This window comes from Agrobacterium larrymoorei (genome assembly GCF_030819275.1).
Lineage (GTDB): Bacteria > Pseudomonadota > Alphaproteobacteria > Rhizobiales > Rhizobiaceae > Agrobacterium > Agrobacterium larrymoorei_B.
In genome coordinates this window covers 982,970-1,008,655 of sequence record NZ_JAUTBL010000002.1, presented here as the reverse complement: position 1 = coordinate 1,008,655, position 25,686 = coordinate 982,970, and the positions used below count along the sequence as shown (strand labels likewise).

The 25,686-nt window shown below is 56.1% G+C and carries 27 protein-coding genes and 1 tRNA gene; 20 read left to right on the top strand and 8 right to left on the bottom strand.

The genetic code is table 11. From position 1 onward, the window contains the following. Positions 1-159 precede the first annotated feature (159 nt). A complete protein-coding gene (locus tag QE408_RS13470) occupies positions 160-2,235 on the top strand; it encodes a lytic transglycosylase domain-containing protein (protein WP_306931892.1) in 2,076 nt (691 codons plus the stop codon). 354 nt (positions 2,236-2,589) lie between these two features. Here QE408_RS13470 and QE408_RS13465 read toward each other — a convergent pair whose 3' ends face one another. From QE408_RS13465 to QE408_RS13455, 3 genes are all read right to left on the bottom strand, one after another. Continuing rightward, a complete protein-coding gene (locus QE408_RS13465; RefSeq protein ID WP_306934799.1) occupies positions 2,590-3,651 on the bottom strand; it encodes a porin in 1,062 nt (353 codons plus the stop codon). A gap of 262 nt (positions 3,652-3,913) precedes the next feature. Next, a complete protein-coding gene (locus tag QE408_RS13460; RefSeq protein WP_306931890.1) occupies positions 3,914-4,936 on the bottom strand; it encodes a porin in 1,023 nt (340 codons plus the stop codon). A gap of 678 nt (positions 4,937-5,614) precedes the next feature. Continuing rightward, complete coding sequence (locus QE408_RS13455; protein ID WP_306931888.1) at positions 5,615-6,637, bottom strand: porin; 1,023 nt, start codon at positions 6,635-6,637, stop codon at positions 5,615-5,617. 602 nt (positions 6,638-7,239) lie between these two features. Here QE408_RS13455 and QE408_RS13450 point away from each other — a divergent pair. From QE408_RS13450 to QE408_RS13440, 3 genes are all read left to right on the top strand, one after another. Next, positions 7,240-7,330, top strand: a tRNA-Ser gene (locus tag QE408_RS13450). A 543-nt stretch (positions 7,331-7,873) separates the two neighbouring features. Further along, the gene (locus QE408_RS13445) at positions 7,874-8,224 is read left to right on the top strand and encodes a hypothetical protein (RefSeq protein WP_306931886.1); all 351 of its coding nucleotides are present in this window, start codon (positions 7,874-7,876) and stop codon (positions 8,222-8,224) included. Between the two features lie 69 nt (positions 8,225-8,293). Then, positions 8,294-8,470 carry a hypothetical protein gene (locus QE408_RS13440; protein WP_306931884.1) on the top strand — a complete coding sequence of 59 codons (177 nt, stop codon included), beginning with the start codon at positions 8,294-8,296 and terminating at the stop codon, positions 8,468-8,470. A gap of 3 nt (positions 8,471-8,473) precedes the next feature. On the opposite strand, the gene QE408_RS13435 is transcribed toward QE408_RS13440, so the two are convergent. Further along, a complete protein-coding gene (locus QE408_RS13435; RefSeq protein WP_306931882.1) occupies positions 8,474-9,271 on the bottom strand; it encodes an HpcH/HpaI aldolase/citrate lyase family protein in 798 nt (265 codons plus the stop codon). Between the two features lie 8 nt (positions 9,272-9,279). Continuing rightward, positions 9,280-10,497, bottom strand: coding sequence for an NAD(P)/FAD-dependent oxidoreductase (locus QE408_RS13430; RefSeq protein ID WP_306931881.1), 1,218 nt, complete (start codon positions 10,495-10,497; stop codon positions 9,280-9,282). A 283-nt stretch (positions 10,498-10,780) separates the two neighbouring features. On the opposite strand from QE408_RS13430, the gene QE408_RS13425 reads away from it, so the two are divergent. Next, positions 10,781-11,134 carry a hypothetical protein gene (locus QE408_RS13425; RefSeq protein WP_306931879.1) on the top strand — a complete coding sequence of 118 codons (354 nt, stop codon included), beginning with the start codon at positions 10,781-10,783 and terminating at the stop codon, positions 11,132-11,134. A gap of 129 nt (positions 11,135-11,263) precedes the next feature. After that, a complete protein-coding gene (locus QE408_RS13420) occupies positions 11,264-12,376 on the top strand; it encodes a pyridoxal phosphate-dependent aminotransferase (protein WP_306931877.1) in 1,113 nt (370 codons plus the stop codon). A gap of 187 nt (positions 12,377-12,563) precedes the next feature. Here QE408_RS13420 and QE408_RS13415 read toward each other — a convergent pair whose 3' ends face one another. Then, on the bottom strand, positions 12,564-12,830 hold the full coding sequence (locus QE408_RS13415; protein WP_296017900.1) for a sel1 repeat family protein: 267 nt from the start codon (positions 12,828-12,830) through the stop codon (positions 12,564-12,566). 505 nt (positions 12,831-13,335) lie between these two features. Here QE408_RS13415 and QE408_RS13410 point away from each other — a divergent pair. From QE408_RS13410 to amn, 12 genes are all read left to right on the top strand, one after another. After that, positions 13,336-13,674 (top strand): DUF2147 domain-containing protein, encoded by a 339-nt coding sequence (locus QE408_RS13410; RefSeq protein WP_306931875.1) that lies wholly within the window; start codon positions 13,336-13,338, stop codon positions 13,672-13,674. Between the two features lie 80 nt (positions 13,675-13,754). Beyond that, positions 13,755-13,973, top strand: a complete 219-nt coding sequence (locus tag QE408_RS23010; RefSeq protein ID WP_373465548.1) for an AsnC family transcriptional regulator — start codon at positions 13,755-13,757, stop codon at positions 13,971-13,973. After that, the gene (locus QE408_RS23005) at positions 13,973-14,131 is read left to right on the top strand and encodes an Lrp/AsnC ligand binding domain-containing protein (RefSeq protein ID WP_373465547.1); all 159 of its coding nucleotides are present in this window, start codon (positions 13,973-13,975) and stop codon (positions 14,129-14,131) included. The genes QE408_RS23010 and QE408_RS23005 overlap by 1 nt, the downstream gene beginning before the upstream one ends. Positions 14,132-14,379: 248 nt before the next feature. Beyond that, a complete protein-coding gene (locus tag QE408_RS13400) occupies positions 14,380-16,290 on the top strand; it encodes a PhoX family protein (protein ID WP_306931873.1) in 1,911 nt (636 codons plus the stop codon). A gap of 258 nt (positions 16,291-16,548) precedes the next feature. Continuing rightward, on the top strand, positions 16,549-17,706 hold the full coding sequence (locus tag QE408_RS13395; RefSeq protein WP_306931871.1) for an esterase: 1,158 nt from the start codon (positions 16,549-16,551) through the stop codon (positions 17,704-17,706). Between the two features lie 284 nt (positions 17,707-17,990). Further along, complete coding sequence (locus tag QE408_RS13390; RefSeq protein WP_062425694.1) at positions 17,991-18,200, top strand: cold-shock protein; 210 nt, start codon at positions 17,991-17,993, stop codon at positions 18,198-18,200. 112 nt (positions 18,201-18,312) lie between these two features. Continuing rightward, positions 18,313-18,600, top strand: coding sequence for a hypothetical protein (locus QE408_RS13385; protein ID WP_306931865.1), 288 nt, complete (start codon positions 18,313-18,315; stop codon positions 18,598-18,600). A gap of 29 nt (positions 18,601-18,629) precedes the next feature. Beyond that, on the top strand, positions 18,630-18,866 hold the full coding sequence (gene rpsU, locus QE408_RS13380) for a 30S ribosomal protein S21 (RefSeq protein WP_306931863.1): 237 nt from the start codon (positions 18,630-18,632) through the stop codon (positions 18,864-18,866). A gap of 129 nt (positions 18,867-18,995) precedes the next feature. Next, on the top strand, positions 18,996-19,217 hold the full coding sequence (locus tag QE408_RS13375; RefSeq protein ID WP_306931862.1) for a hypothetical protein: 222 nt from the start codon (positions 18,996-18,998) through the stop codon (positions 19,215-19,217). Positions 19,218-19,719: 502 nt separating this feature from the next. Further along, positions 19,720-19,890: a hypothetical protein gene (locus tag QE408_RS13370; protein WP_306931861.1), complete on the top strand. Its 171-nt coding sequence runs from the start codon at positions 19,720-19,722 to the stop codon at positions 19,888-19,890. An 8-nt stretch (positions 19,891-19,898) separates the two neighbouring features. Beyond that, on the top strand, positions 19,899-20,072 hold the full coding sequence (locus QE408_RS13365; protein WP_306931860.1) for a hypothetical protein: 174 nt from the start codon (positions 19,899-19,901) through the stop codon (positions 20,070-20,072). A 76-nt stretch (positions 20,073-20,148) separates the two neighbouring features. Further along, positions 20,149-21,654 (top strand): AMP nucleosidase, encoded by a 1,506-nt coding sequence (amn, locus tag QE408_RS13360; protein ID WP_306931858.1) that lies wholly within the window; start codon positions 20,149-20,151, stop codon positions 21,652-21,654. 15 nt (positions 21,655-21,669) lie between these two features. On the opposite strand, the gene QE408_RS13355 is transcribed toward amn, so the two are convergent. Continuing rightward, positions 21,670-22,560: a lysylphosphatidylglycerol synthase domain-containing protein gene (locus QE408_RS13355; RefSeq protein WP_306934798.1), complete on the bottom strand. Its 891-nt coding sequence runs from the start codon at positions 22,558-22,560 to the stop codon at positions 21,670-21,672. Positions 22,561-22,710: 150 nt separating this feature from the next. On the opposite strand from QE408_RS13355, the gene QE408_RS13350 reads away from it, so the two are divergent. Continuing rightward, complete coding sequence (locus QE408_RS13350; RefSeq protein ID WP_306931857.1) at positions 22,711-23,721, top strand: glycosyltransferase family 2 protein; 1,011 nt, start codon at positions 22,711-22,713, stop codon at positions 23,719-23,721. Positions 23,722-23,725: 4 nt separating this feature from the next. Continuing rightward, positions 23,726-25,219 (top strand): ArnT family glycosyltransferase, encoded by a 1,494-nt coding sequence (locus tag QE408_RS13345; RefSeq protein ID WP_306931855.1) that lies wholly within the window; start codon positions 23,726-23,728, stop codon positions 25,217-25,219. On the opposite strand, the gene QE408_RS13340 is transcribed toward QE408_RS13345, so the two are convergent. Next, complete coding sequence (locus tag QE408_RS13340; RefSeq protein WP_306931853.1) at positions 25,216-25,686, bottom strand: OsmC family protein; 471 nt, start codon at positions 25,684-25,686, stop codon at positions 25,216-25,218. The genes QE408_RS13345 and QE408_RS13340 overlap by 4 nt on opposite strands.

The following is a 25,686-nucleotide window of genomic DNA, read 5'->3' as shown; positions in this document are numbered from 1 at the left end:
TTAAGGCTACGAGCAGCTAATGGATGCAGGAGCGACGTGCCGTGGACATTCACGCGCAAAGGGTGATGTGAAACGCAGATGTCGCGAAGGCGCAGCCTCTCGTCTCTTTTTAGAGGGAGCTGTCGGTCGTGTTCGGTATTGTCCGCTGGTGAGTAAGGGATGAAGAAAACAGCAGCTTTTGGTTTGATCACCGCGGGTGTCGTCGCAACCGTTTGGAGTGCGTGGGCGGGGCCGGCGTCGGAGAACGTTGTTCCCCTGCCATTCGCGCGCCCCAATGCGCCTGCCGTTCCGGCTTTTTTGCCTGCCTCACCGGAAGTAACAGGCTCGATCATCCGCCCGGCAAACCCGGTTGACGTCACACAACTTAAAGCAGGGCTCGATGCGCTGTCCAATAGGGATGCGAGCGGGGCGATTGCGATTCGCAATAGCCTCCCCTCAACGAGTCTCGACCGTCATATCCTCACCTGGGCAATTGCCATTTCGGGCCAAAAAGACGTTTCCTCCGCGGAAATTGCGGCAGCGCAACGGGAACTGGACGGTTGGCCAGGCCTATCTACGCTAAGAGCCAATTCGGAACGCGCGATGCTGCGGGAAAATCCTTCTGCTGCACAGGTGCTTAGCGCATTCGGCTCCTCCAGATCTGAAACGCCTGAAGGCACGATTGCGCTGGCGCATGCCCTCACCTCATCCGGCAACGCGGCTCGTGCCCAGCAACTGATTCGCCAGTTGTGGGTGAGCGAAGGCATGGACACCGATCTTGAAGATCGCGTCATTGCTGAATTCAGCGGCAGTCTGTCTCCAGCCGATCACAAGGCCCGGATGGACTATCTCATGTATCGCAGCCGTGTCAGCCAGGCCAAGCGGTTCGGAGATCTCGGCAAGGCGCAGTCGCTCTACAAGGCTTGGGCTGCGGTTCTGCAACGCGCCAACAATGCGCCAGCCTTATTGAATGCCGTCGAGACTTACTGGCGAAACGATCCGGTCTACCTCTTCGCTCAGATCGAAAACCTCCGTCATCAGCAAAAATATGAAGACGCCGCAAAACTTCTGGCGCGCGCGCCGAAGGAGAGCGGAAAACTTGTCAATCCTGGGGAGTGGTGGAACGAGCGTCGGATCGTCGCCCGCGGGCTTGCAGATCTCGGGGATTTCCAGGGCGCTTATCGCGTCGTGGCTAACCATTCAGCAACCTCGCCCGTGGACGTGGCCGATGCTGAATTTCATGCGGGCTGGTACGCTCTGCGCGCGCTGCATGAACCGGCGCTTGCCGCGCGGCATTTCAAGGCACTTCTTGCAGCATCAAACCGGCCACTTTCCGCCTCGCGCGCCTATTACTGGCTTGGACGTGCAGCAGAGGCCGGAGGCCCGGGCAACGCGCGCGACTATTTCTCCAAGGCAGCGTCTCATCCCGGCACATTTTACGGCCAGCTTGCCGCCGCGCGCATCGGTGTCACGACCCTCAACGTCACATACCCATCGCCAAGTGCTGCCGATCGTAGCCGATTTGCTGGTCGCGAAGCGGTGCGTGCTATCGAGCGGCTTGAGGCGGCAGGCTACAGCTGGCGGGCAGACGGAATCTACCGGGCGCTCGCCGACCAGATCGACAGCCCCGGTGAATTGGCAATCCTTGCAGCGCGCGCCGAGCGCAACAACAATCATCAGGTCTCGCTCCAGATCGGCAAAACGGCGTTCAGCCGCGGTATCGATGCCGCTGCCCTCGCCTACCCCATTGGCGTCATCCCGGTGAGCGCCAATATCTCCGGTTCGGGCAAGGCACTCGCCTATGCAATTGCCCGGCAGGAAAGCGCTTTCAATCCGGCTGCCGTCTCGCCCGCCAATGCGCGCGGCCTGCTGCAACTTCTGCCTGGAACGGCCAAGGGTGTCGCCAGCCGCCATGGCATGGCTTACACGCAAGCGAAGCTAACAACCGACGCCGGATATAATGCCACTCTCGGCGCTCACTATCTTGGTGAGCAGATCGATAGCTTCGGCGGATCCTACATCCTGACCTTCATCGCGTATAATGCAGGACCAAAGCGCGTGCCAGAATGGATCGCCCGCTACGGGGATCCGCGCGGAAAACCGATCGATGAGGTTGTGGATTGGATCGAGCGTATTCCGTTCCCAGAGACACGCAACTACGTTCAGCGCGTGATGGAAAACTATCAGGTCTACAAAACGCGGCTTGGTCAGCAAGCGGACATCGTCAACGATCTACGAAACGGTCGTGCAGGTTGACGCTTGAGCGACTGTATCGAGTGGTCTTTGGTCGCTCTCGATCATGTTGCGCAAGAACCAAGGCCTGTTGCGAGCCTTCAGATTCGCTCGTTACGCTTTAGATCTTTATCCAGTGCATGTCGCTATCGCAAAACCTGTGACCACTTTCGCGCGGCATGCTTCGAAAGCGAAGAAGGTTTTAGAATCAACTTTCACACTTCAGACCTGTTCTCCGGCGCTCATGCTCGCCGCAAGGTAGCGTGCACTTCTAGCTATAAGCCCTCGCTCGCGCTGCTATCACGGCCCATCAGCCAATCCTCCCAAACAAAAAAGCCCGGCGCGTGGCCGGGCTTTTGTCATTCTTTATAAAGGCGCTTAGAAATCGCGCTGCAAGCGAACGAAGCCCGTCCAGAATTCCGGACGGTTGTCTTCATCATAATAGTTTGCCGTCACCTTGGTCGTGAAGCCTTGCACAACCTTGTAATCGACGGTGAGGCCCGCGGTCCAAGCATCATTGTTTGACCAGCCGGTATTGACGATGTCGAACGCGGCATCCTTAGTCGCCACATTTCCAAGCCACTGAACGCCGGGCGTGATGGTCAGCTTGTCGGTGACCTTATAAGCGTATTCAGCAACGACAGCCCATTCAGACAGCGCGTAATAGGCATTGACACCGGATGCATAGACGCCAGCAAAGCTGAAGGCGCCGGGGCCGACATCGAAGGAGCCGATCAAGCGGACGGCACCGTCTTCACGATCGGTATCGTAACCGCCGATGAGCGACAAGCTACCGCCACCGAACTTGCCAGCCAAGCTTCCAGCAATACCGACGTTGTTGTCGACCGTGGTGTCACCAACGAAGGCAATCCCTTCCAGCTCGTCCACCGAAATCCCGGCAGAAAAAGCACCGGCGTCGTAGGAGTAACGAACGGAGTTAAATAGGGTGTTGGAAGAGAGAAGATCCGTCTCGCCGGAGAGATCGTCATCCCACCAGCTGTAGAACTTACCGACCTTCAGCCCTCCGAGTTCGATGAAAGCTTGGTCTACGAAAAGGCCGGAACCCGTATCACTGGTGTTTGTGGTCGATGCAGCGGCGGAGCCACTATCGGCGTTGCCACGGAAGCCGATGAAGCCGCGCAAGGCGCCAAGTTCGGTATCCGAGCGGACATCCATTTCGAACTGAGCACGTGTGAAGCTATCCCAATCGGACGTGCCGGACTCGTTGCGACCAAAATCTGTTTCAAAACGGATGTAACCGCCGAACTTCAGGCAGGTCTCGGTGCCCGGAATGTAGAAGAAACCGGTGCCGAATGCGTCGCAAACGCGAACATATTCCAGTGGCTCAGGCTCAGCGGCGACGATGGCGTCGGCTGCATGTGCGCTAGGCACGGTTGCAAGTGCTGCAGCGGCACCAAACAAAAAGCTCTTGATGTGCATATCGATCTCCAAGCGAATCAGGAGAAGCAGCGGCCAAATCGCAAACATGCGTTGCTTCTTACATTCGAGTAGATGCAAAGACGCACCGCAACGCAACAAGCATCGAGTTAATTCGGGGACCTTACGATCTTCTTCTTTCAGGACTGTGGCGGAACCACAACAAAATGTGATGGGAAGCCAATTTGATGACCGCGACCATCCCCACCAAAACAAAAACCCGGCTCGAAGGCCGGGTTTCCGTCACTGACTAGTTCAGATCAGATTAGAACGAACGCTGAAGGCGAACGAAACCAGTCCACTGCTTCGGGGTATTGTCGATGTCGAGGTAGTTGACAGCGACCTTCGTCGTCAAACCTTCGACGATCTTGTAGTCAACCGTCAGACCGCCCTTCCAACCGTCGTTGTTGGAGAACGTGTCCTGAGAGACCAAGCCGTAGCCGTTGTAGTACTGAACACCAGGGGTGATGGTCAGCTTGTCAGTCGCCTTGTAAGCGTACTGAGCAGCAACTGCCCATTCGGACACTGCGAAGTAAGCATTTGCGCCGGAAGCCCAAACACCAGCCAAACCAAGTGTACCAGGACCAAGGTCAGCCGTAGCGATGATGCGAGCTGCACCGTTGCTGCGGTCAACGTCGTAGCCACCGATAACTTCAACAGCTGCGCCGCCGAACTTGCCGCCGAGAGCGCCAGAGAAGCCAACGTTGTTCGGCTGGTCGCCGGTAACAGCGTAGGTTACGCCTTCCAGTTCGTCAACAGACAGACCAGCGTAGAAGGAACCAGCGTCATAGGTGTAACGAATGGAGTTGAACAGCGTGTTGGAGGAAAGCTCATCCGTTTCGCCGGAGAGATCGTTATCCCACCAGTTGTAGAACTTACCGACCTTCAGGCCGCCGAGTTCGATGAAAGCCTGCTCAACGAAAACAGCGTCGTTAGGAAGGGTCGAGCCAGCAGCATCAGCGTTGCCCTGCAGACCGATGTAGCCACGCAGAACGCCGAGTTCGGTGTCCGAACGTGCGTCGATGTTGAACTGGCCGCGCGAAACAGCGTCCCAGTCAGACGTGCCAGACTGGTCGCGGCCATAGTTAACCTGGAAACGAACAAAGCCGTCGAACTTCAGGCAGGTTTCGGAACCAGGAATGTAGAAGAAGCCAGCGCCGAAAGCGTCGCAAACGCGAACGTATTCCAGTGGCTCAGGCTCAGCAGCGACGATCGCGTCAGCGGCCTTTGCGCCAGATACTGCTGCAAGAGCTGCAGCGGAGCCAATGAGAAGGCTCTTGATGTTCATGTTGACCTCCAGTCAAGATTGATGAAGCAGCCCGTCGATCCAAAACGTGTAAGTGCTGCTCTGAAAGTGATTAGACCGGAATGGTGAGAGTCGCGCAATCAAAGAGGCTATAAATTTGTCACAATGCTAGGGCCTTCAATCTTTACTGTTGCAATTCAGTTACAAAATTAAGGCGAGCATATAGATTCATTAATAGAGGCTTAAAGTCCATATTTTCATCCAATAAATTACTAATTTAGAATCTTTTTATGTTATCATGTGACGTAGCCCTCCTAGCGATACATTATTAAATAGCCCCACGTTGCGAAAAATTAGATAGCAAAAGAATACATAATATTAGAATTTTATTATTTAGCGCTTCAATTGACCAGCCGACGCTATGTCAAACCATCCACGAAGTCCAAGTCGACCACACAGCACTCCTACTCTGATAGATGGCAACGAACTTGCTACCGGCCTCTCCAGATTTAGATCGCCGTCGAGTATTCAAAACATCTCGCAACAAGCAAGTTCATCCGAATTTCGAAAGACCGGGATCGAGATACAGGTGGGGATAGCTTTCGTCGCTAAGAGTCGAGGATAAGCCCCACACTTCGCTATGCCCGCAGAGTTGAACATCAGGCCAAAAAAAACCCGGCTCGAAAGCCGGGTTTCCGTCACTGATTAGGTCACATCAGATTAGAACGAACGCTGAAGGCGAACGAAACCAGTCCAAGTCTTAGGAGTGTTGTCGATGTCAAGGTAGTTGACAGCAAGCTTTGTGGTGAGGCCATCGGTGATCTTGTAGTCAACCGTCAGACCGCCCTTCCAACCGTCGTTGTTGGAGAACGTGTCCTGAGAGACCAAGCCGTAGCCGCTGTAGTACTGAACGCCGGGGGTGATGGTCAGCTTGTCAGTCGCCTTGTAAGCGTACTGAGCAGCAACTGCCCATTCGGACACTGCGAAGTAAGCATTTGCGCCGGAAGCCCAAGCGGCACCAACGCCGAGCGAGCCAGGACCAAGGTCAGCCGTAGCGATGACGCGAGCTGCACCGTTGCTGCGGTCAACGTCGTAGCCACCAAGAACTTCAACAGCTGCGCCGCCGAACTTGCCGCCGAGAGCGCCAGAGAAGCCAACGTTGTTCGGCTGGTCGCCGGTAACAGCGTAGGTTACGCCTTCCAGTTCGTCGACAGACAGACCAGCGTAGAAGGAGCCAGCGTCGTAGGTGTAACGAATGGAGTTGAACAGCGTGTTGGAAGAGAGGTTGTCGGTTTCGCCGGAGAGACCGTTATCCCACCAGTTGTAGAACTTACCGACCTTCAGGCCGCCGAGTTCGATGAAAGCCTGCTCAACGAAAACAGCGTCCGTAGCAACGGTCGTGCCAGCGGCATCAGCGTTGCCCTGCAGACCGATGTAGCCACGCAGAACGCCGAGTTCGGTGTCCGAACGGGTGTCGATGTTGAACTGGCCGCGCGAAACAGCGTCCCAGTCAGACGTGCCGGACTGGTTACGACCGAAGTTAACCTGGAAACGAACGAAGCCGTCGAACTTCAGGCAGGTTTCGGAACCAGGAATGTAGAAGAAGCCAGCGCCGAAAGCGTCGCAAACGCGAACGTATTCCAGGGGCTCAGGCTCAGCAGCGACGATAGCGTCAGCGGCCTTTGCGCCAGATACTGCTGCAAGAGCTGCAGCGGAGCCAATGAGAAGGCTCTTGATGTTCATGTTGACCTCCAGTCAAGTTTCATAAGGGTCTGGGTTCTTAAGCTGAAGGACAGCATTCCCTGCCCCATTCCCGTTTTTTTTGAAAACGAGCGATCCACCGCCGCGCTTCCGTTGCTGAAAATACAAAAGCTTTCGCCGGGCGCAATCGGCAAAGAGATTTATGACAGGTATGATTAGGTGCTTCACATAACCATGTTGCTGAAAAAACACATTTTAGGATGCGTCGGGATAAGGAGATTTAACAAATAGTTAATAGAAACAATGGGAAAGCTTGAGCATTAGAGACATGAAATTGAGTAAGTCGAATGTTGCATCATCTTCCAACGTTGCGCTAACTGACAACTTAGGAGAGCACCTAACTCTCTTTTGATGCACCGTCAGAGAGAGACGGGAGCCTCACCTAAGTTAGGCGCTCACACGAATCGCAGTTTCCCAAAGCGGGAATCATCTGGATGAAGTGACTCGATTCGTCGAAGGCATGGCCCCTCCGATTATTGCGTAGCTTCATGAAGGGCGAAAAGCCGTCATTAGATAGGTCTTTTTCCACTCTCTCATTAAAAGCGCTTGCATTCGTTTTTCTTCCGCAATAATCAGGCGGCACCGGAGAGGTGGCCGAGTGGTCGAAGGCGCTCCCCTGCTAAGGGAGTATACGTCAAAAGCGTATCGAGGGTTCGAATCCCTTCCTCTCCGCCATTCCAAAATATGTCCATATATAGTTGCACTTCTGGAACACACTCACCGCTACACTGTGATGTGGTGCTTGAAGCTGTACGGACGAATGGTTTTGACGACACGATCCGTCACTGCCTTGAACAGAATCAGCGATTATCCCTGCGGGAAAAAGAATCCATATTGGTTCGTGGCTCGATAGAGTGTTCGGCTCCATAGGCGCCGACGAGCGCTCACAAGTCGTTGAACTCTAGTACCCCTCATTGGCAATGAAGCCACTGGCAAACGCGGTCTTTTATGCAGTCGCCTTTAAGCGCACAGACGGTCGGTATCGACATTTAAGGAGCGCATACGATCAAGCTCCATCGAGAACTCTGAGTTTAAGGCACACAAATCGAACCACTCTGCGTGCTTTAGGCCGTAAAGGATGTCTTTCGAGGGCGCCTAACCTAGCAGTCCCTGCTGGCCACCAACTCAGAACAAACGCTCATTTCACCTCTATCCGTTTTGGAACATTATCGAGTTTGGTCGCGTTATCGACACGGAAACAACATGAGGTGATTTCAAATGGCACAGACCAAATTGAACGTCGTTGAAGATTCTGTCGAAAACCAGATCGCTGAGCTCCGCTCTCAGATCGCATCTCTTTCCAAGTCTGTATCGGCGCGCGCTGGCTCGATCTCGGAAGACGCGTCGGACTTTGTGGACGAAGCAAAAGGCCGCGTTCAGCGCGTGGCGCAGAGTGCAGCCGAGACCGTGAAGGCGCAGAGCCATAACGTGGTAGAAGCAGTGAAGGAAAACCCTGCGACCGCGACGTCTGTTCTGACCGTCGTCGGCGCATTGGGCTTCGCCCTCGGCTATTTCGTGGCAAACGCCTCGACGCAGCACAACAGCAGCAGCCTCTATCGTTGGCGCTAACTGCGTTAACATCAAGGGCAGGAAGGCGACGCCTCCCTGCCCTCTTTTCTTTTGGAATGGAGGAGCGACGTGCAACTCTCTCAGGAAATCGAAACCGCCCTATCCGCTTTCGCGCGTGACAACCGCATGAGTGAAGACGAAGCCATCGCGCGTATTCTCCGAGAAAGGCTTATTGCGGAAGGCCATCTCTCTTCCGGCCAGGAAGGCATACCGCCGGAAAAACTGAACGCGACCAATGACGATTGATCGTCAATAACCAGAGGCCTTCGGCCCTGTCGCGCCGCCCTTGTAGCGAGCTGCGAGCTGCCGGAGCACATTCGAGAACTCGAAGACATCGGCTCCCACCGCCACGAATGAAGCTCCCAATTCAAGATAGCGCTTATTGTATGCCTCATTGAAGGTAAGAATGCCCGCAGCCTTGCCAGCGGCGACGATCTTGCGAATCGCGGCCTCGATGACGCTTTGAACTTCTGGCTCATCAATTTTTCCGAGATATCCCATATCCGCCGCCAAGTCGGCTGGGCCGATGAAAACTCCATCAACGCCTTCGACCTGAAGAATATTATCGAGATCGGCTATCGCGGCACGTGTTTCTGCCTGGATCAAAAGGCAGACATTATCCGACGCCTTTTGATTGTAATCACTGACACTGCCGAAGCCAGACGCGCGGGCAACAACGGCACCCATGCCGCGAATGCCCCGCGGCGGATAATGCATGGCGGATACGAGCGCGCGGGCCTGCTCGGCCGAATCGACCATCGGCACCAGAAGCGTTCGCGCACCGGCATCCAGCATCTGCTTGATAATCCAGGTCTCTCCTGTCGGCACCCGCACAACGGGTTCCGAAGGCGATGTCGAGAGCGCGCGCAACTGTTCGATGATGCTGCGAAGATCGTTCGGGCCATGCTCACCATCGATGACGAGCCAATCGAAACCAGCCGTTCCGGCAATCTCCGCGGCGATCGACTCCCCCATGTCGAGCCAGAGTCCGATCTGCGGTTCACCGCGATGGATGGCGTTCTTGAAGCGATTCTCAGAGGTGGGCATAGTCGTCCTCATGTCAAAAGCAGTTTCAAATCGGCAGCGTGATCAGCAAGCACAGCGCGATTCGGCTGCACGCCGGAGTCGAGCAGCTTCTTGCCGGTGACATAGGCCTTGGCATCGTTGATGGCATCCACGGCGATGAAGCGGCCTCGACTGAAATACCAAATGGAATGGCTGCCCTCTCGCTGGCCTGGACGTAGCACTGTCTCGTCATAGCCTGCGTTGAATCCGGCGATCTGTAATTTCACATCATACTGATCCGACCAAAACCATGGCTTCGGCCTATAAGGCTGTTCTTGGCCTGAAAGCACCAGCGCTGCCGCCTCGGCCTGATCAACGGCGTTCTGCACCGATTCAAGACGAACGGAAGCGCCTTCCATCGGCAGAAGCGTACAATCTCCCATAGCGTGGATGTCCGGATCGGATGTGCGGGTAAATTCATCCACCAGAATGCCGTTGCCGACCTTGAGGCCCGATTCACGGGCAAGCCGATCATTCGGCGTCACCCCTATGCCGGCAATGACGAAATCTACCTCCAGCGTCGAGCCGTCCGAAAGCTCCGCCTTTGCAACGCGCCCATCCTTGCCGTCCAGCCGAACGAGGCCCGTTTTTTCACGAATGGAAACACCCTTCGCAACGTGAATATCGCGCATGATCGTTGCCGTTTCCGCCGAGGCGACACGCTGGAGAATGCGGTCTGCCATTTCGATAAGCGTCACTTCAAGCCCAAGTTGGCGCGCCACGGCTGCGGCCTCAAGACCGATGTAACCGCCACCGATGACCAGCAAGCGACGGCCCGGCTGCATTTCTTCCATCAGACGATCTGCATCGCGCTTATCGCGCACGGTCAGAACGCCTTCGAGGTCCCCCCCGACACCTGCAGGAAGCTCGCGCGGCGCAGCCCCCGTCGTCAGTGCAAGCTTGTCGTAATCCAGCAGGGAGCCGTCCTGCATCCTGACGGTCTTGGCGTTGCGATCAATCTCTTCGACCCAAGTGGAAAGGCGGATATCGACATTGTTCTCGACAAACCATTCGGCAGGACGAAACTCGAGTCGATCGAAGGTCATCTCGCCCATCAAATATTTTTTTGAGAGCGGCGGGCGCTGATAGGGAAGCACGTCTTCCGACCCTATGATGGTTATCGGGCGATCGTCCTTTAGAGCACGAAGCTTGGCAGCAAGGGCGAAGGCTGCCTGCCCAGCGCCAACGATGACCAATCTGCCTGACATATAAGATGCTCCACCCGTACCATCGCCTCAGTTACCAGCGAAGGCGTAACGACAAGTACGCTCCACGTCAAGCATCTGCCCATCGCTTCGCACCACCGGTCAACAAGCTCGGCGCAACCTTATGGAGGCAATAGTGTTTTAGCGATGAACAGGCTTAGCCGGGACTGAGGTCGCAAGCGTCCGAAACGAAACAAACGCATCGACTCTTAGCGATTTCATTCAGGATTAGGCAAGGTAGCAGGCGTATCATTCAAGAACGAGAAGAGGCAATCGGGAGGTTGTCATGACACTCAATATTGATATCAAGTCAAAGGATACCGTTCCGCAAGACGAAATGTACGAGAAGTACGTGATCGACCGTCCTGGAAAGATCACCTTCATCGGCCATCATCTCAGCACCAGCAATACCATGCGGTGCCTTATCCGCAAGATTTCGCTTTTCGGCGCGGATATCGAAGTCAGTCCGTATCTTGATCTTCCCAATAATTTTTACCTTGAGATCATCGGCATTCGAGATGAGATCGGCTGCACCCTGATCCGGCGAGAAGATGAAAATGCCGCTGTTGGCTTCAACATGCTGATCGATCCGGAGTTTCTGCACCATATACGTCGCTTGAGCTTCGAAACATCTCTCTGATAACTGCGGGCTTCGGCCGGCGCGAAAAACTCGCCTAAAACCATCGCATTCATCTCGGCCTGCCTTGCGCAGGCCGATTTTGTTTCTATTGTGAGCCCGTCCGCCTCAAAAACCACGGAACGTACTGAAATGTCCGCCTTTTCGCGCTTTACACCGCTCGCCGCTTCGCTTCCTTCCACCGTTCCGTTCGTTGGCCCGGAGGCCATCGAACGCAACCGCAAACTGGCAGTGAAGGCGCGTATCGGCGCCAATGAGAGCGGTTTCGGTCCCGCCCCGTCCGTCTTGGAGGCGATGCGCGACGCCGCCCGTGAAACCTGGATGTACGCCGACCCGGAAAATTACGAGTTGCGTGAAGCGCTTGCCATCCATCATGGCATTTCCCGCGGCAATATTGCCATTGGCAGCGGCGTGGATGGGCTTCTCGGCGAAATTGTCCGGTTGGTAGTAGAATCGGGCACGCCAGTTGTGACTTCCTTCGGCGGATATCCGACATTCAATTACCACGTGAACGGCTACGGTGGCCGGCTGGTGACGACGCCTTATCTCGACGACCATGAAAATCTCGATGGGTTGCTGGATCTCGTCATCAAGGAAAATGCGCCGCTGGTTTATTTCGCAAATCCTGACAATCCGATGGGAAGCTGGTGGGATGCAAATGAGGTTCTGACATTCGCCAAGGCGCTGCCGGAAACCTGTCTGTTGATTCTGGACGAGGCCTATTGCGAAACGGCACCCGAGAGCGCTGTTCCCAGCGTCCGCGCCATGATCGGCATGCCGAACGTTTTGCGCATGCGCACCTTCTCCAAGGCCTATGGCCTCGCAGGCGCGCGCGTGGGCTACGCGATCGGCACGCTCGGCAATGCCGAAGCCTTCGACAAAATCCGCAATCACTTCGGCATGTCACGGGTTTCGGTCGCTGCCGCCCTCGCAGCCTTGAAAGATCAGGCTTATCTGCGCGACGTGGTCAAGCGCATCGCCAATGCACGTGAGCGCATCTCCACCATCGCCCGCCAGAACGGCCTGTCGCCCCTACCCTCCGCCACGAACTTCGTTACGATCGATTGCCACGAGGACGGCGCCTACGCGAAGTCGATTGTGGATGGCCTGATGGAGCATGGCGTCTTCATCCGCATGCCGGGCGTTGAGCCACTCAACCGTTGCATCCGTGTCAGCGCGGGCCCCGATGACAAGCTCGATCTTTTCGCCGAGGCACTGCCGAAAGTTCTTCAGGCGCTCGGCTGATATCAAGACAAGAAAAAACCGCGCCAGCCTTGTTTCTGCCGGTCACGGTTTTGATCTCTCGTTGCAAGCGTGCGGCTTTGCCGTCTTCGTTTGCGGCCATGATGGGTGTTCCGACCGGGACTGGAGGGACCAGTCGAAACGATTGGCGATCTTTTGATCGCTCCGTCTTTTTGAATCGTCTTGGAATTTAGTGCGTGGTCATCCAATCGCGGGCAGCGCGAAGGGCTGCTGCGAGGTCTGCCTTGGTCATGTTCCGGGCAAGATCGGCGCGCAGCGATGCTGCTCTTTCCGAACCCTTGATGGCTGCAATGTTCAGCCACTTGTGGGCAGCAATGAGGTCCACCGGGCATCCACGGCCTGTCGCGTAGATCAGGCCGAGATTGCAGAAGACATCCGCGCGGCTTTGTCCACCGGCAACTGCCAACTCGATATCGCGCATTTCAAATCTTGCCATTTTTCTAGTCCCTGTTTGCCCGTATTCTTCCTGTTTTTGGTGCTTCTCTGCGGAAGCTTTCAGCTTTGGAGCAGTGCCGTCTTCTGCGGCTTTTTCGTCTCCGGCTGTCGTCAGGTTGTCCCTGCTCTTTGTTGACCTCACTATGCCAAACGGCTTTCAACGGGCGCTTAAAATCCATGATTAACGGGTACCAAACAAAGTCCAAACGATTGGTAAAATTGGATTTTTGTTAAATATGGGAAAGCCTGCAAATTAAGGATTTTCCGCGCAATTTTACGAAAAGTTTACGGATGGATTTAAACGCTCTGCTAACCACGGCAGAAGCTTGCAGTTTTCGAATGCCGCAATCATCGGCTTCGGGGAGCCTGAAAAAATTCGTGGCGAGGCCCCGCCCCATGTTTCCTTTTACGTGAACGTCAACTATAAAGGTCGGCATTCGCATGGGAGTTGCGAAGGCCGATGGTGGCAAGGCACTGTCGTGCCTGGTTTGGATTGGGAGGTCCATATGAAGAAATTGACGATTCTCGCAGGTCTTGCATTTCTGATCAGCAGCAGTGCGTTTGCTGCCGAAGCCATCGAAGGCAACTGGAAGACGGCCAGTGGCGAGACCGCAGCGATTGCCAAATGCGGCTCTGCCTTCTGCGTGACGCTGAAGACCGGGAAACATGCGGGTAGGCAGATCGGCAAGCTATCGGGCAGCGGCAACAGCTACTCGGGAGAAATTACCGACCCCGCCGCTGACAAAACCTATAGCGGCTCCGGCACCGTGTCCGGCGATTCCCTTAGTATGAAGGGTTGCGTGTTGAAGGTGCTGTGCAAGTCACAGACCTGGACCAGACTTTAAAAACATGTGGGGCGGCCAGGCGCGGCCCCTTCTTCACCCAATAAGGTGAGCGGTTTCCCTTTCCCCATTAGGGATGAGGCATGGGAACCAGCCGAAGAGCAAATCCAATCAATAAGCGGCGAAAGCCGTGGATTCTTGCTGCGTTGCAGCGAGATGCGCGCCTGCCCAATGTCGAGTTGGCCGAGGAGGTTGGATTGTCACTTCCCCCTGTCTGCGGCGGGTTCGTGCCCTGGAGAGGGCGGCCGTCATTCGGGGTTATCACGCGAGCCTCGACAGGACTGGCCTCAGTCTTGGCTTAATGGTGTTCGTCAGCGTCAAAATCGAGCGCCACCAGCACGCCTCTGCGGTCGCCTTCAGAGAGACGGTCGCAATGCTGCCGTATGTCATTTCGTGCCATCTGGCCTCCGGGGAGGCTGACTTATTTTTGCAAGTTGTCGTGCCGGACCTCGCGGCTTAGAAAGGTTGCTTGTCGGCCGCGTGCTGAAACTTCCAAGTGTCAGTGACATTCGCAGCAATTTTACCATCCAGACAGTCAAATCTGAAAGCCCTCTCCCGCTCAGTCACCCGCCGGGGACACAAGCGTGAATTGCGCGACCTCCACAACCTGAAGACGTTTCAGCCGGGTCATTCCGTCATATCGGTGTAATAAACCCGCTTTAGTTGCCTTCTCTAGAATTGTTCAAAACGACGAGAATGGAGAGCGCCATGACCAACATCGACACAAGCAAGCTTAGCTGGGACGAGTGGGACGAGCTGCAAAATCCGCCGCCAGCGGTCACCGATTTCGACCGCGTCGTCGAATCCGCTATCTCACGCCGCGGTTTCCTTGGCGGCGTGCTCGCCTTTGGTTCTGCCGCCGCAGCTCTTGGTACGCTCGGCAATCTTGCCACCTTCACCTCCGCTCAGGCGCAGGAAGCAACCTCCCGCTTCCCGTTCAAGCCGGTGCAAGCGGCGACTGATCACACCGTTCATGTGCCGGAGGGTTACAGCTGGAAACCGCTTGCCAAGTGGGGGCAGCCGCTCTTTCCGAACGTGCCGGATATCGACCCCGCAAAGGGCGTCAGCCTGGAGAACTCCGATAAGGTCTTCGGCGAGAATACCGACGGCATGGAGCTCTTCGTGGTCGGTAGCCATCAACTAATTGCCGTGAACCACGAATATGTGAACAACGAGACCAACCTACCCCACCGCGAAAAAGGCATGCCCGCCAATCTGGATGAGGTGAAGATCCTTCAGCACATGCAGGGCGTGACGGTCATGGAAGTGGCGGAAGGCAAGGACGGCTGGGAGATTGTTGTCGACAGCCCGTTCAACCGCCGCATTCACCACAACACGCCGATGAAGCTTTCGGGACCGGCTGCCGGCTCTGATCTCGTCAAGACCGCAGCCGATCCAAAGGGCGTCGACTGTCTTGGTACCTTCAACAATTGCGGCGCCGGTCGCACACCTTGGGGCACCTATCTGACCTGCGAGGAAAACTTCAACGGCTACTTCGGCTCCACCGATGCCAACTTCAAAATGCCGGATGACTATAAGCGCTACGGCATCGCCGCCGAGACACGCTACGGTTACGAGAAGTTCGACGAGCGTTTCGATGTGTCGAAGAACCCGAACGAGCCGCGTCGTGCTGGCTATGTCGTGGAGATCGATCCGTCCAACGCCTCTTCCACGCCGATCAAGCGCACAGCACTTGGCCGCATCAAGCATGAAAATGCTGCCGTGGTCATAGCGCGCGATGGCCGCGTCGTCGTTTATATGGGCGACGATGAGCGTGGCGAGTTCCTCTACAAGTTCGTCTCCAATGGCATCTATGTTCCAGGCGGTGACACTTCGAAACTGCTGGACGAAGGCACGCTTTATGTTGCGAAGTTCACGGATGACGGCAATGGCGAGTGGGTGGCTCTGACGCCGGAATCGACCGGCATGAAGCTGGATGAAATCTCTGTCTTTACGCGCCAGGCGGCCTCGAAGGTCGGCGCCACGACCATGGATCGCCCGGAATGGGTCGCAATCAATCCGGTCGCCATCGAAGCCTATTGCGCGCTGACCAACAACAGCCGCCGCGGCGAAGTAAAGGACGGCAAGATGCGCACCAATGCCGGTGGCGATGTGATGGCCGTCAACGCAGCCAACCCGCGCGAGAAGAACGAATATGGCCAGATCGTTCGCTGGTACCCTGCCAATGACGATCACGCCGATGGCAAGTTCAAGTGGGATCTCTTCTGCATGGCCGGTAATCCGGATGTGCACAAGGATGCCTATGCCGGCTCGTCCAACATCAACGGTGGCAACATGTTTAATTCGCCTGACGGCATGATGTTCGACTCCACCGGCCTTCTCTGGATCCAGACCGATGGCGAGGACAGCAATGAAGGCCAGTTCGCCGGTCAGGGCAACAACCAGATGCTGGCGGGCGACCCGGTCACCGGCCGCATCGAGCGTTTCCTGACCGCGCCAAAGGGCTCGGAAGTCACCGGCCAGACATGGTCGGCAGACAAGCGCACCCACTTCGTTGGCATCCAGCACCCGGATGCACCTTTTCCGGATGGCGAAGGCAAGCTGCCGCGTTCAACCGTTATCGCGATCAAGCGAAACGACAATGCGATGATTGGCTAAGGCTTACGAAGACGACATGAAACGGGGCGCCGTCCATTGCGGCGCCTCTTTGAATTTATTCAGACAACTCAATGTTCATTGCCAATGCGTTTTCTCTCGCGTTCTTGCAGGACGCAAGACCTCCAAGGAGCGTCTTTTAAGATGGTCGACGCCATGTTGCCGCAGGGCTCACGTAAATCAGAATCTTCTAACACATTGAACTCTTGAGGTTCATCTGCCAGTCTCCATCCGGGGGTATTTGAACTGGAGGAGACTGAGTTGCGTTTATTTCTGCCCTATATTCTTGTTGCCACTTGCATCATGAGCGGACCTGCCATGGCAATCGATCCACCTGCGGCACCACCTGCCAGCCGTCCATTGAATGAATTCGTCACCGCAGTCGAACAGGATGGGTCCATCACCTTCCGCCTGTTTGCGCCGTCGGCGAAAACAGTGTCTGTCGTGCTCGGCTCTCGCGCCCCGATGGAATTGACGAAGGCCGAGAACGGTCTGTGGAGCGTGAAGACCGAGGCGCTAAAGCCTAACCTCTATGAGTACTACTTCAACATCGATGGCTTCCGCAGCATCGACACCGGCACGAATATGCCCAAGCCGCAGCGGCAGGTGAACACCAGTCTCGTTCTCGTGCCGGGGAGCATTCTCGATATCCGCGATGTGCCGCATGGCGAGTTGCGGCGGGTGACGATCCCATCGAAGGCATTGAAGTCACAGCGCCAGACCTATGTCTACACCCCGCCCGGCTATAGCGATGCGAGCGAGCCTCTGCCTGTCCTCTATCTCTATCATGGCTTTGGCGACACGGTGGACTCGTGGGTGACACAGGGTCGCGCGCCGCAAATTCTCGACAATCTGCTGGCAGAGAAAAAGATCGAGCCGATGGTCGTCGTCATCCCAGATACCGAGGCCGATATCCCGGAGGCGATCGCGGAAAACTTCCCGGCCGCCGACCGGCGTAAGAGCTTCTACCCCATCAATGCGGATGCCATCGACCGGGAACTGGTGGGAGACCTCATTCCTTATATGAAGGCGCATTACCGCGTGCGAGATGATGCGGACGGGCGCGCCATCGTCGGCCTCTCGCAAGGTGGTTATCAAGCGCTCGTTTCCGGTTTGACCCACCTCGGCACATTTGGCTGGATCGCGGACTTCAGTGGAGTCTCTACCACCACGGTGCCCAACAAGGCAGTTGAAGCTGCGCTCAACACGCCGGAGAAAATCAACGAGAGCCTGCGCAACTTCACCGTCACCGTTGGCACGGAAGATCAGGTGACAGGAAAGGACATAGCCGGGCTGAAAACGATCCTCGACGACAAGAAGATCAAACACGAATATGTGGAATATAAGGGCCTTGGCCACGAGATGGATGTCTGGCGTCCGTCGTTCGAGGCTTTCCTGCAGAAGGTTTTCAAGCAGTAGAGTGGCGTAACATCACCAGCCGTCCCGACGTTTATTTTGCGGGGCGGCTGGGGCAGACATCGCGGCGTGCGAATTGCCATGCAAAAAGGGGTGAGAGACGGTTTCTCGCGCTAATTTCCATTCCGTCCTTGCAAAACCGAAAATTGAGCCTATATTGAACTTATCGACCATTGCTTGTGACGTCGGTCCAGAGCCTAGCTCCCGTCGGATTTCCTCTCAAAACATCGATCTAATCCCGCAAGGTATTTCGGGACAAACAACGATTGCTACGAAAGGAAATCGTTATGAACACTGGTACTGTAAAGTGGTTCAACGCCACCAAGGGCTTCGGCTTCATTCAGCCTGACAACGGCAGCACGGACGTTTTCGTTCACATCTCCGCTGTTGAACGTGCGGGCATGCGCTCGCTCGTCGACGGTCAGAAGATCAGCTTCGACATTGTCCAGGACCGCAAGTCCGGCAAGAACTCCGCTGACAATCTTCAGGCGGCATAAATTGTCTCTCGCTGACGCTGACCACGGATGTACTGGCAGCAGACGCTGAGTGACTGAAGAAAGGTCGGGCCTATCGCTCGGCCTTTTGTCTTTGTGGCTTGGGAGAATCCTGATGCCAAAAATGTCATACAAAACCGGCAATGTTATCGTCTTGAAGTCCAGAACGAACGGCGATCCTACGTCTCAGCAGAGCGCCCGGATTATCGCGGCAATGCCGGAAACAACACAGGGAAGCAGACGCTACCGTATCCGACTCGACGGCGAAAACTTTGATCGCACGGTCAGTCAGGACGATATCGATCTTGCGGCAACGGCCAAGCAAAAGCCGGATACCGCAGCGACCAAAGTCTCCAAACCGGGCGGCTGGATCAACCACGATCTGGTACGAACAAGAAAATAGCGGCGCCACGCCGAGTCAGGAAAAAGCCTTTGCAAGTCCTCGTCAGAGATAACAATGTCGAACAAGCGCTTCGCGTGCTGAAGAAGAAGATGCAGCGCGAAGGCCTGCTACGCGAAATGCGTGCGCGCCAGTCTTACGAGAAGCCTTCGGAAAAACGCGTTCGCGAACAGGCCGAAGCCGTGCGTCGCCACCGCAAGCTTGCGAAGAAGAAGATGCAGCGTGAAGGCCTTCTGCCTGCGCCTAAGAAAGCTGTCCGCACTCGCTGACAGCAACAGCATCGATCCGAAAGTCGATTTCGATTTTCAGAACACCACGATGCGCAGATTGAACAGTTGGAGCGTCTTTTGTGCGTCTAGAGAGACGCACGGCGCTCTACGAAATGAAAGGGTTTCAACATGACCGCTACGAAAGATGAATTCTTCAAACCCGGCAAACTGACCCCTCAGCAAAAAGCCTCCGCAACCAACGATGCTGTTTCTCAAATCCTGGCTGCGGAGACCGCACAACGCCTGAAAAAGACAGAGCGCCTGCGTGAAGCCCGTCTGGCGCGCGAAGCCGAGACCGTGATCGTACCGCCACCTGCGCCGGCGAAGAAGAAAGTCAAAGCTCGGGCGTGAGATCCGAAATGACAGGATCGAGAGACGGCTTACGCCGACACCTGTTCGTCATGCAGTAGGCGCCATCATCTGGCGCCTTTTTTGTCGCCACGAGGAGCTCAGAACTCGGCCCATGGCGACAGCCTTGACGTTGGATTATTGCGTCCTCCCCGCGACACCTTGCATCTGCGTTCCGCTGCTGCCGTTCAGTAAGTGCAAGCCTTGATCTCGTGACATTCAGCCTCGTCCCAAGGCCACCTCAATTAACGCTTGTAACCCCCGAAGCCGTAGCGGGCATGAAATCCATGCGTATGCTGGTTCGGTGAAAGTACGCCCTTGGCAATGGTAGACGTGCCTTGTCCGCCAGTTACAAATGCTCGGCGCGCTGCCCAACTCGTCGTTACAACCAATCCTGTTAACGTCCCTGAACCCCACATGAACCCACCTCTCAGGGTTGGTTCAGTCCAACTGTGGCAGTGTCGTGTCCAGAGTAAGGGACATGGCAACAACACGGGGAATGGACATGGCAATCTTGATACGTCGCTTCAGCATCATCGTTCTTCTGATGGCTATTTTCGCCATGTCGTTTGCCGCTCTGGTGGTCAGCCCCAACCGCAGCTTTCAGCGCATCAGTGTGGGCGCTGCCTACACCTGCCAGCATGGCTTTTCGCCCAGCTGCCACGTTACGTTGTGAGGTTGACAATGAACAGAAACATCTCGAACGCGCTGCTCTCCGGACTCCGAATGTTCATCATGGCATCGGTCTTTCTGGGTCCATTCGCCGGACTCGCCATTTACAAAGCCGATCCAAGGCCAGTTTCCAAAGGCGCTGGCTTCGTGCTCCTGATGAGCTTGCAACGCGGCGCCATCGGTTGAGCGGTTTTTGACGGCTTTTTCAAAACACACATATTTCTGTCGCTTGCTTGTCGAACTAGGCTCCCTATAATGGGCCATGACAATAGCAAAGCACACGATTCCGCCCCTCGCCTTCATAACGCCAGAGCCTTTCGCGCCGCAGACTTTCGATGATCCGAAACAGGCCGTGGAAGCGCTGACAGCGCTCTATGAGCGCAACACCGACTTTCTTATCAAATCCTTTACTGATCTCGCCAAGGGCGCACCCATCGAGGGTCGCTACCGGGCGTGCTATCCGCAGGTCAGCATCGAGACGTCAACATTCGGACATGTCGATTCCCGCCTCTCCTATGGCCATGTGACTTCGCCCGGCGTCTACACGACCACGATTACCCGGCCACAGCTTTTCCGCCATTACCTGAAGGAACAACTTGGACTTCTGATCAAGAATCATGGCGTTCACGTCACTGTCTCCGAATCGGCAACGCCCATTCCGTTGCATTTCGCCTTCGGTGAGGGCGCCTATGTGGAAGCGTCCGCGGCCTCTTCGCTTTCAGATGTGCCGCTTCGCGACCTCTTCGATACGCCGGATCTGAACAACACCGACGATCTGATCGCCAATGGCGAATACGATCAGGTACCGGGTGAGCCAGCGCCGCTTGCGCCCTTCACTGCCCAGCGCATCGATTACTCGCTGGCGCGGTTAAGCCACTATACGGCGACAAGCCCCAACCACTTCCAGAACTTCGTGCTCTTCACCAACTACCAGTTCTACATCGATGAGTTTGCCGCATGGGCGCGCAAGCTGATGGCAGACGGCGGCGATGGCTACACCGCCTTCGTGGAGCCCGGCAATATCATCACCCATGCAGGATCGGATCGGCCTGAGACGGATACGACGCTTGGACGTCTGCCGCAGATGCCCGCTTACCATCTGAAGAAGAAGGGGCATGCGGGTATCACGCTCGTCAACATCGGCGTTGGTCCTTCCAACGCCAAGACGATCACCGATCACATCGCCGTGCTGCGTCCGCATGCGTGGCTGATGGTCGGCCATTGTGCGGGTCTTCGAAACAGCCAGCGTCTCGGCGACTATGTCCTGGCCCATGCTTATGTACGCGAAGACCATGTTCTCGATGACGATCTGCCAGTGTGGGTGCCGATCCCCGCGCTCGCCGAAGTGCAGCTTGCACTGGAAGGCGCGGTGGCGGAAGTCACCGGCTATGAAGGCTTCGAGCTGAAGCGCATTATGCGCACCGGCACGGTCGCGACCATCGACAATCGAAACTGGGAACTGCGCGACCAGGCGGGCCCGGTGAAGCGTCTGTCCCAATCGCGCGCCATCGCGCTCGATATGGAATCGGCGACCATCGCCGCGAACGGCTTCCGCTTCCGTGTGCCCTACGGCACTCTCCTCTGCGTCTCCGACAAGCCTTTGCATGGCGAGTTGAAGCTTCCGGGCATGGCGACGGAATTCTATCGCACCCAGGTGGCGCAGCATCTTCAGATCGGCATTCGCGCTGTCCAGAAACTCGCAGCCATGCCCACTGAGACACTGCATTCGCGCAAGCTCAGAAGCTTCTACGAGACCGCGTTCCAGTAAGTCTCTCTTCTGGCGCTACTTTTGTGTCGGCACGAAAAGCGCCAGAGCCGTCCCAATCAGTGATGACAGGATGACCAGCAGGTGAAGGTTGACGGCTGCCTGGCCGAGCGCCGATAGCGCCTGCTCTTCCGCCGACGCGCCGAAGCCGACCGCCCCTGCCATAATGCCTGCCGGATAGGTGCCAACGCCGCCTGGTGCGTGAACCGGGAGCACGGATGAGAGTTCACCACCGAGCGCTCCACCGAAGCCTGCTGGAAGACTGATTCTTCCCATCAGCGTTAATATCCAGGCCAGCACGGCGATCTTGACGAACCAGTTGATCAGAGTTGCGCCCCAGGCTCGCATAAAAGCGTTGCCGTCTACCGGGAGACCTGCCCTCACCTCCTCGAGTATTCCAGCGAGTTTGGTGGACGAGCGTCGGCTCACGAGCCCGAAGACCAAGTCGCGCGCTACAAACCCCAAGGCTGGCAGAAGCAGAAACATGAGCCACCCGACCCAGACCCATAGGCTCTCTTCTTCCAACGCCAAACCCACCCCGGCTGCCGCCAGAAGTGCGTGCAAATCGAAGAGTCGCATGACAAGAAGAGCCGAGGTACCGCGGAGAAGATTGACGCCGAATTCTCGTTTCATCAGAAGCGGAAAGCTGGTCTCCCCACTTCGAAACGGCAGCATGATGTTGAGAATGTTATGCAGTTGGACCACGCGAAAAAGCGTGGCGAAGCGGCCTGTCGTTTCTCGCGGGAAGTAGTCGCAAATGCGCCAGGTGCGCAGTACGTAGGTGGCGACGAGAAGCGACAGCGCAAGGACAATCGTTCCCCAGCCGGCATGGGACCAAAGGTTGATGACCGTGCCCCAACCCCAGACCCATTGGATGAAGGCGGCGTAGGCGATGGCGACAACCACCATGCCGAGCGTCAATGCGTTGCTTGCAAGCAACGCCCCCGGTTTCATCCTGTGTGAATTGTCTTTCAAGTGATAGCCTAACTGGACAATTGGCGGAACGACGCCTATCCCGCAAAAGAGCATATTAAGAATGTCTTAACCGGGGAAGCCTTCGTGCCCACAACGACAGCCCTTCGAAGCGAGATCCCGACAAACACTGCGCCGGAACTATCGCTTGTCGTGCCGATTTTCAATGAACAAGAAAGCGTCTGTCCTCTGATAGAGCGCGTTATCGACGCGATGACAAGCTTTCCTGGCACTTGGGAATTGATTCTGGTGGATGACGGAAGCACGGATGCGACGATCGTCAATGCCAGATCCTATCTCGGTCGCGATGGACTCGATCTCAAGATTGTCGCGCTTCAACGCAATTTCGGCCAGACGGCAGCGATGCAAGCGGGTATCGACACGGCCAGGGGGCGCTTGATCGCCACCCTCGACGGCGATCTGCAGAACGATCCCAAAGACATTCCGATGCTGGTGGCAGAACTCGAGCGACGCGAGCTCGATCTTCTTGTCGGATGGCGCAAGAACCGCCAGGACGGTTTGATGCTGCGCAAAATTCCCTCGTGGATTGCCAATCGGCTCATCGGTCGCATCACCGGTGTCCGTCTGCATGATTATGGCTGCAGCCTGAAAATCTATCGCACCTCGGTCATCAAACAGGTCAAGCTGATGGGCGAGATGCATCGCTTCATCCCGGCCTGGGTGGCAGGCGTGGTCCCGAGCAGCCGGATTGGTGAGATGGAGGTGACGCATCATGCGCGCCAGTTCGGCACGTCCAAATACGGCATCTCGCGCACTTTCCGCGTAATCCTCGATCTGCTGTCGGTCATGTTCTTCATGCGCTACAAAGCGCGGCCCGGGCATTTCTTCGGGTCCCTCGGCCTTGGGCTCGGTGCGCTCGCCACCGTCATCATGGCCTATCTCTTCGTCGATAAGTTCATCCTTGGGAATGATATCGGCACACGCCCGATGCTGATGGTAGCGGTGGTTCTGTCGCTCTCTTCCTTGCAGTTCATCACCACGGGGATCCTGGCAGAGATGATCGCCCGTCTCTATTACCGAGACGACCGGACGCCGAACTACATCGTCAGCAAAACCTTCACCTCCGACGAGACATGACACGATGCGCAAGGGTTTCTCCCGCAATCTCGATTTGACGCTGATCCTGATTGCAGGATATTTCCTTCTCGCATTCGTCGTTCGCATTGTCCGCTCGTCAGCGCTCGAAATCGATGAAACCCAACAGGCCCTTCTGTCTCAGCATCTGTTGCTCGGATACGGCTCCCAACCCTTCCTTTACACATGGCTGCAGCATGGCGTGAATGTGCTCGTCGGTCCATCGATCGCCTCGCTGAGCCTGCTCAAGAATGGACTGCTTTTCCTCTGTTGTCTTTTTGTCTGGCTCACGGCCAGGCTGATGCTTCGCGACAGAACGCTCGCCAATATTGCGACGCTCGGCGTACTGACGATGCCGACCGTTTTCGTTATGGCACAGCGGGATTTGACCCACACGGTTCTGGCGCTGTCTTCCGTCGCCTTGTTTGCCTACGCGCTTTTCGTAACGCTTAAGACGCCCAGCGTTGCCGGATATTTACTCACGGGGATCGCCATCGGCATCGGCGCAATTGCCAAATACAACTTTGTTCTCGTTCCCCTGGCTGCTGTCTTTGCTATTGCTCTGGACAAGGATCTGCGTCAGCGTCTCATCGACTGGCGCATGCTTTTAACCATCGGCGCAGCCATTGCTCTTGCCCTACCGCACTGTCTCTGGGTGGTGAATCATTTCGATCTCGCCACCACACAGACAACACGGGAAATGCGGGACGTGACTGATAGCACGACGCTTTATGCTCTCGATGGATCGCTCGATCTCCTGGTTGCATTCCTGAAGGCCATCGCTTTGCCGACGGCGATCTGTTCCGCTCTCTATTTCCGCGACATCAAGGCCATCATGCGGGCGAGCGACCAGTCTACACGCCTCGTCGGGCGCATCATTCTTTTCTCAATGGTCTTTGTGCTACTGCTCGTCTTCGCAATGGGCATCACCCATATGCGGCAGAAATGGCTTGCTGTTTACGTGCTGCTCTGGCCGCTTTATCTCTGTCTGAAGGTGCAGGCTGCAGGCTTGTCGGGCGAACGGAAGCTCAAGCCGATGCTGACCTCCACCTTCACGCTCGCCATCGGCTTCCTGGGGGTTCTCCTTACACGCGGGCTGATCTCGCCCCATTTCGAGCGATACTCGCTCGTCCACATTCCCTATAAGGGCTTTGCTGAGACACTTCGTCATAATGGCCCGTTCAAACCGGACTACGTCATTGCTTTTGGTGGGCTTGCGGGTGGAAACCTGAAAATCCAGTTTCCCGATGCGATGGTCGTGACGACGGACACCGATATCGAGACGATCCCGGCACTTTGGCCGGCCGGCGCGGTTATCCTACTGGTGGATACAAAGGACGACGGGGAGTCGCCTGAGGATTTTCAGGACGCGATCGCCTCGCTTGCTCAGCGCGTCTCACTTCCCGCACCGACGGATGTCCATCACGTCAACGTACCCTATGGCGCCTCAGGTCGTAGCCATAGATTTTATTATTCACTCGCGACTGCCCAGGCGAATTAAAGCGTTTTGATCGTTGGCTCCACCCGGATCGGGAAATTCACCGAGTTGGCGATGAAACATTTTTCATGTGCGTCGCCGTGGAGTTCTCGTGCGGTCTGCGGATCTCCCTTTGCGAGGGTGATCAAAGGCTTCAGGATAACCTCGGTGAAATGACCCGCACCGTCCCGCTTCAGAACCATGGTGCCTTCCGGCTCATCCACATAGTCGCTGACCACCACACCTGAGACCGCACAGAAATGCAGGTACCAGAGCTTGTGACATGCAGAGATGGAGGCAAGCAGCAACTCCTCCGGATTCCAGCGTGCCGGATCGCCGCGGAAGGCCGGATCGGAAGAGCCGGCAATATCCGGCTTGCCATCTGCCGAGATGACATGATCGCGGTCATATTCCCTATAACCGGATGTGCCGGTGCCGCGATTGCCCGTCCATGTGACCTTGAGTGTGTATTGATGCTCGTGATCGGCCAT

Excerpts from the sequence above, each read along its gene's own strand:
- QE408_RS13470 (WP_306931892.1), top strand. The coding sequence starts at position 160 with ATGAAGAAAACAGCAGCTTTTGGTTTGATCACCGCGGGTGTCGTCGCA.
- QE408_RS13465 (WP_306934799.1), bottom strand. The coding sequence starts at position 3,651 with ATGCACATCAAGAGCTTTTTGTTTGGTGCCGCTGCAGCACTTGCAACC.
- QE408_RS13460 (WP_306931890.1), bottom strand. The coding sequence starts at position 4,936 with ATGAACATCAAGAGCCTTCTCATTGGCTCCGCTGCAGCTCTTGCAGCA.
- QE408_RS13455 (WP_306931888.1), bottom strand. The coding sequence starts at position 6,637 with ATGAACATCAAGAGCCTTCTCATTGGCTCCGCTGCAGCTCTTGCAGCA.
- QE408_RS13445 (WP_306931886.1), top strand. The coding sequence starts at position 7,874 with ATGGCACAGACCAAATTGAACGTCGTTGAAGATTCTGTCGAAAACCAG.
- QE408_RS13435 (WP_306931882.1), bottom strand. The coding sequence starts at position 9,271 with ATGCCCACCTCTGAGAATCGCTTCAAGAACGCCATCCATCGCGGTGAA.
- QE408_RS13430 (WP_306931881.1), bottom strand. The coding sequence starts at position 10,497 with ATGTCAGGCAGATTGGTCATCGTTGGCGCTGGGCAGGCAGCCTTCGCC.
- QE408_RS13425 (WP_306931879.1), top strand. The coding sequence starts at position 10,781 with ATGACACTCAATATTGATATCAAGTCAAAGGATACCGTTCCGCAAGAC.
- QE408_RS13420 (WP_306931877.1), top strand. The coding sequence starts at position 11,264 with ATGTCCGCCTTTTCGCGCTTTACACCGCTCGCCGCTTCGCTTCCTTCC.
- QE408_RS13415 (WP_296017900.1), bottom strand. The coding sequence starts at position 12,830 with ATGGCAAGATTTGAAATGCGCGATATCGAGTTGGCAGTTGCCGGTGGA.
- QE408_RS13410 (WP_306931875.1), top strand. The coding sequence starts at position 13,336 with ATGAAGAAATTGACGATTCTCGCAGGTCTTGCATTTCTGATCAGCAGC.
- QE408_RS23010 (WP_373465548.1), top strand. The coding sequence starts at position 13,755 with ATGGGAACCAGCCGAAGAGCAAATCCAATCAATAAGCGGCGAAAGCCG.
- QE408_RS23005 (WP_373465547.1), top strand. The coding sequence starts at position 13,973 with ATGGTGTTCGTCAGCGTCAAAATCGAGCGCCACCAGCACGCCTCTGCG.
- QE408_RS13400 (WP_306931873.1), top strand. The coding sequence starts at position 14,380 with ATGACCAACATCGACACAAGCAAGCTTAGCTGGGACGAGTGGGACGAG.
- QE408_RS13390 (WP_062425694.1), top strand. The coding sequence starts at position 17,991 with ATGAACACTGGTACTGTAAAGTGGTTCAACGCCACCAAGGGCTTCGGC.
- QE408_RS13385 (WP_306931865.1), top strand. The coding sequence starts at position 18,313 with ATGCCAAAAATGTCATACAAAACCGGCAATGTTATCGTCTTGAAGTCC.
- QE408_RS13375 (WP_306931862.1), top strand. The coding sequence starts at position 18,996 with ATGACCGCTACGAAAGATGAATTCTTCAAACCCGGCAAACTGACCCCT.
- QE408_RS13370 (WP_306931861.1), top strand. The coding sequence starts at position 19,720 with ATGGCAATCTTGATACGTCGCTTCAGCATCATCGTTCTTCTGATGGCT.
- QE408_RS13365 (WP_306931860.1), top strand. The coding sequence starts at position 19,899 with ATGAACAGAAACATCTCGAACGCGCTGCTCTCCGGACTCCGAATGTTC.
- amn (WP_306931858.1), top strand. The coding sequence starts at position 20,149 with ATGACAATAGCAAAGCACACGATTCCGCCCCTCGCCTTCATAACGCCA.
- QE408_RS13355 (WP_306934798.1), bottom strand. The coding sequence starts at position 22,560 with ATGGTGGTTGTCGCCATCGCCTACGCCGCCTTCATCCAATGGGTCTGG.
- QE408_RS13345 (WP_306931855.1), top strand. The coding sequence starts at position 23,726 with ATGCGCAAGGGTTTCTCCCGCAATCTCGATTTGACGCTGATCCTGATT.
- QE408_RS13340 (WP_306931853.1), bottom strand. The coding sequence starts at position 25,686 with ATGGCCGATCACGAGCATCAATACACACTCAAGGTCACATGGACGGGC.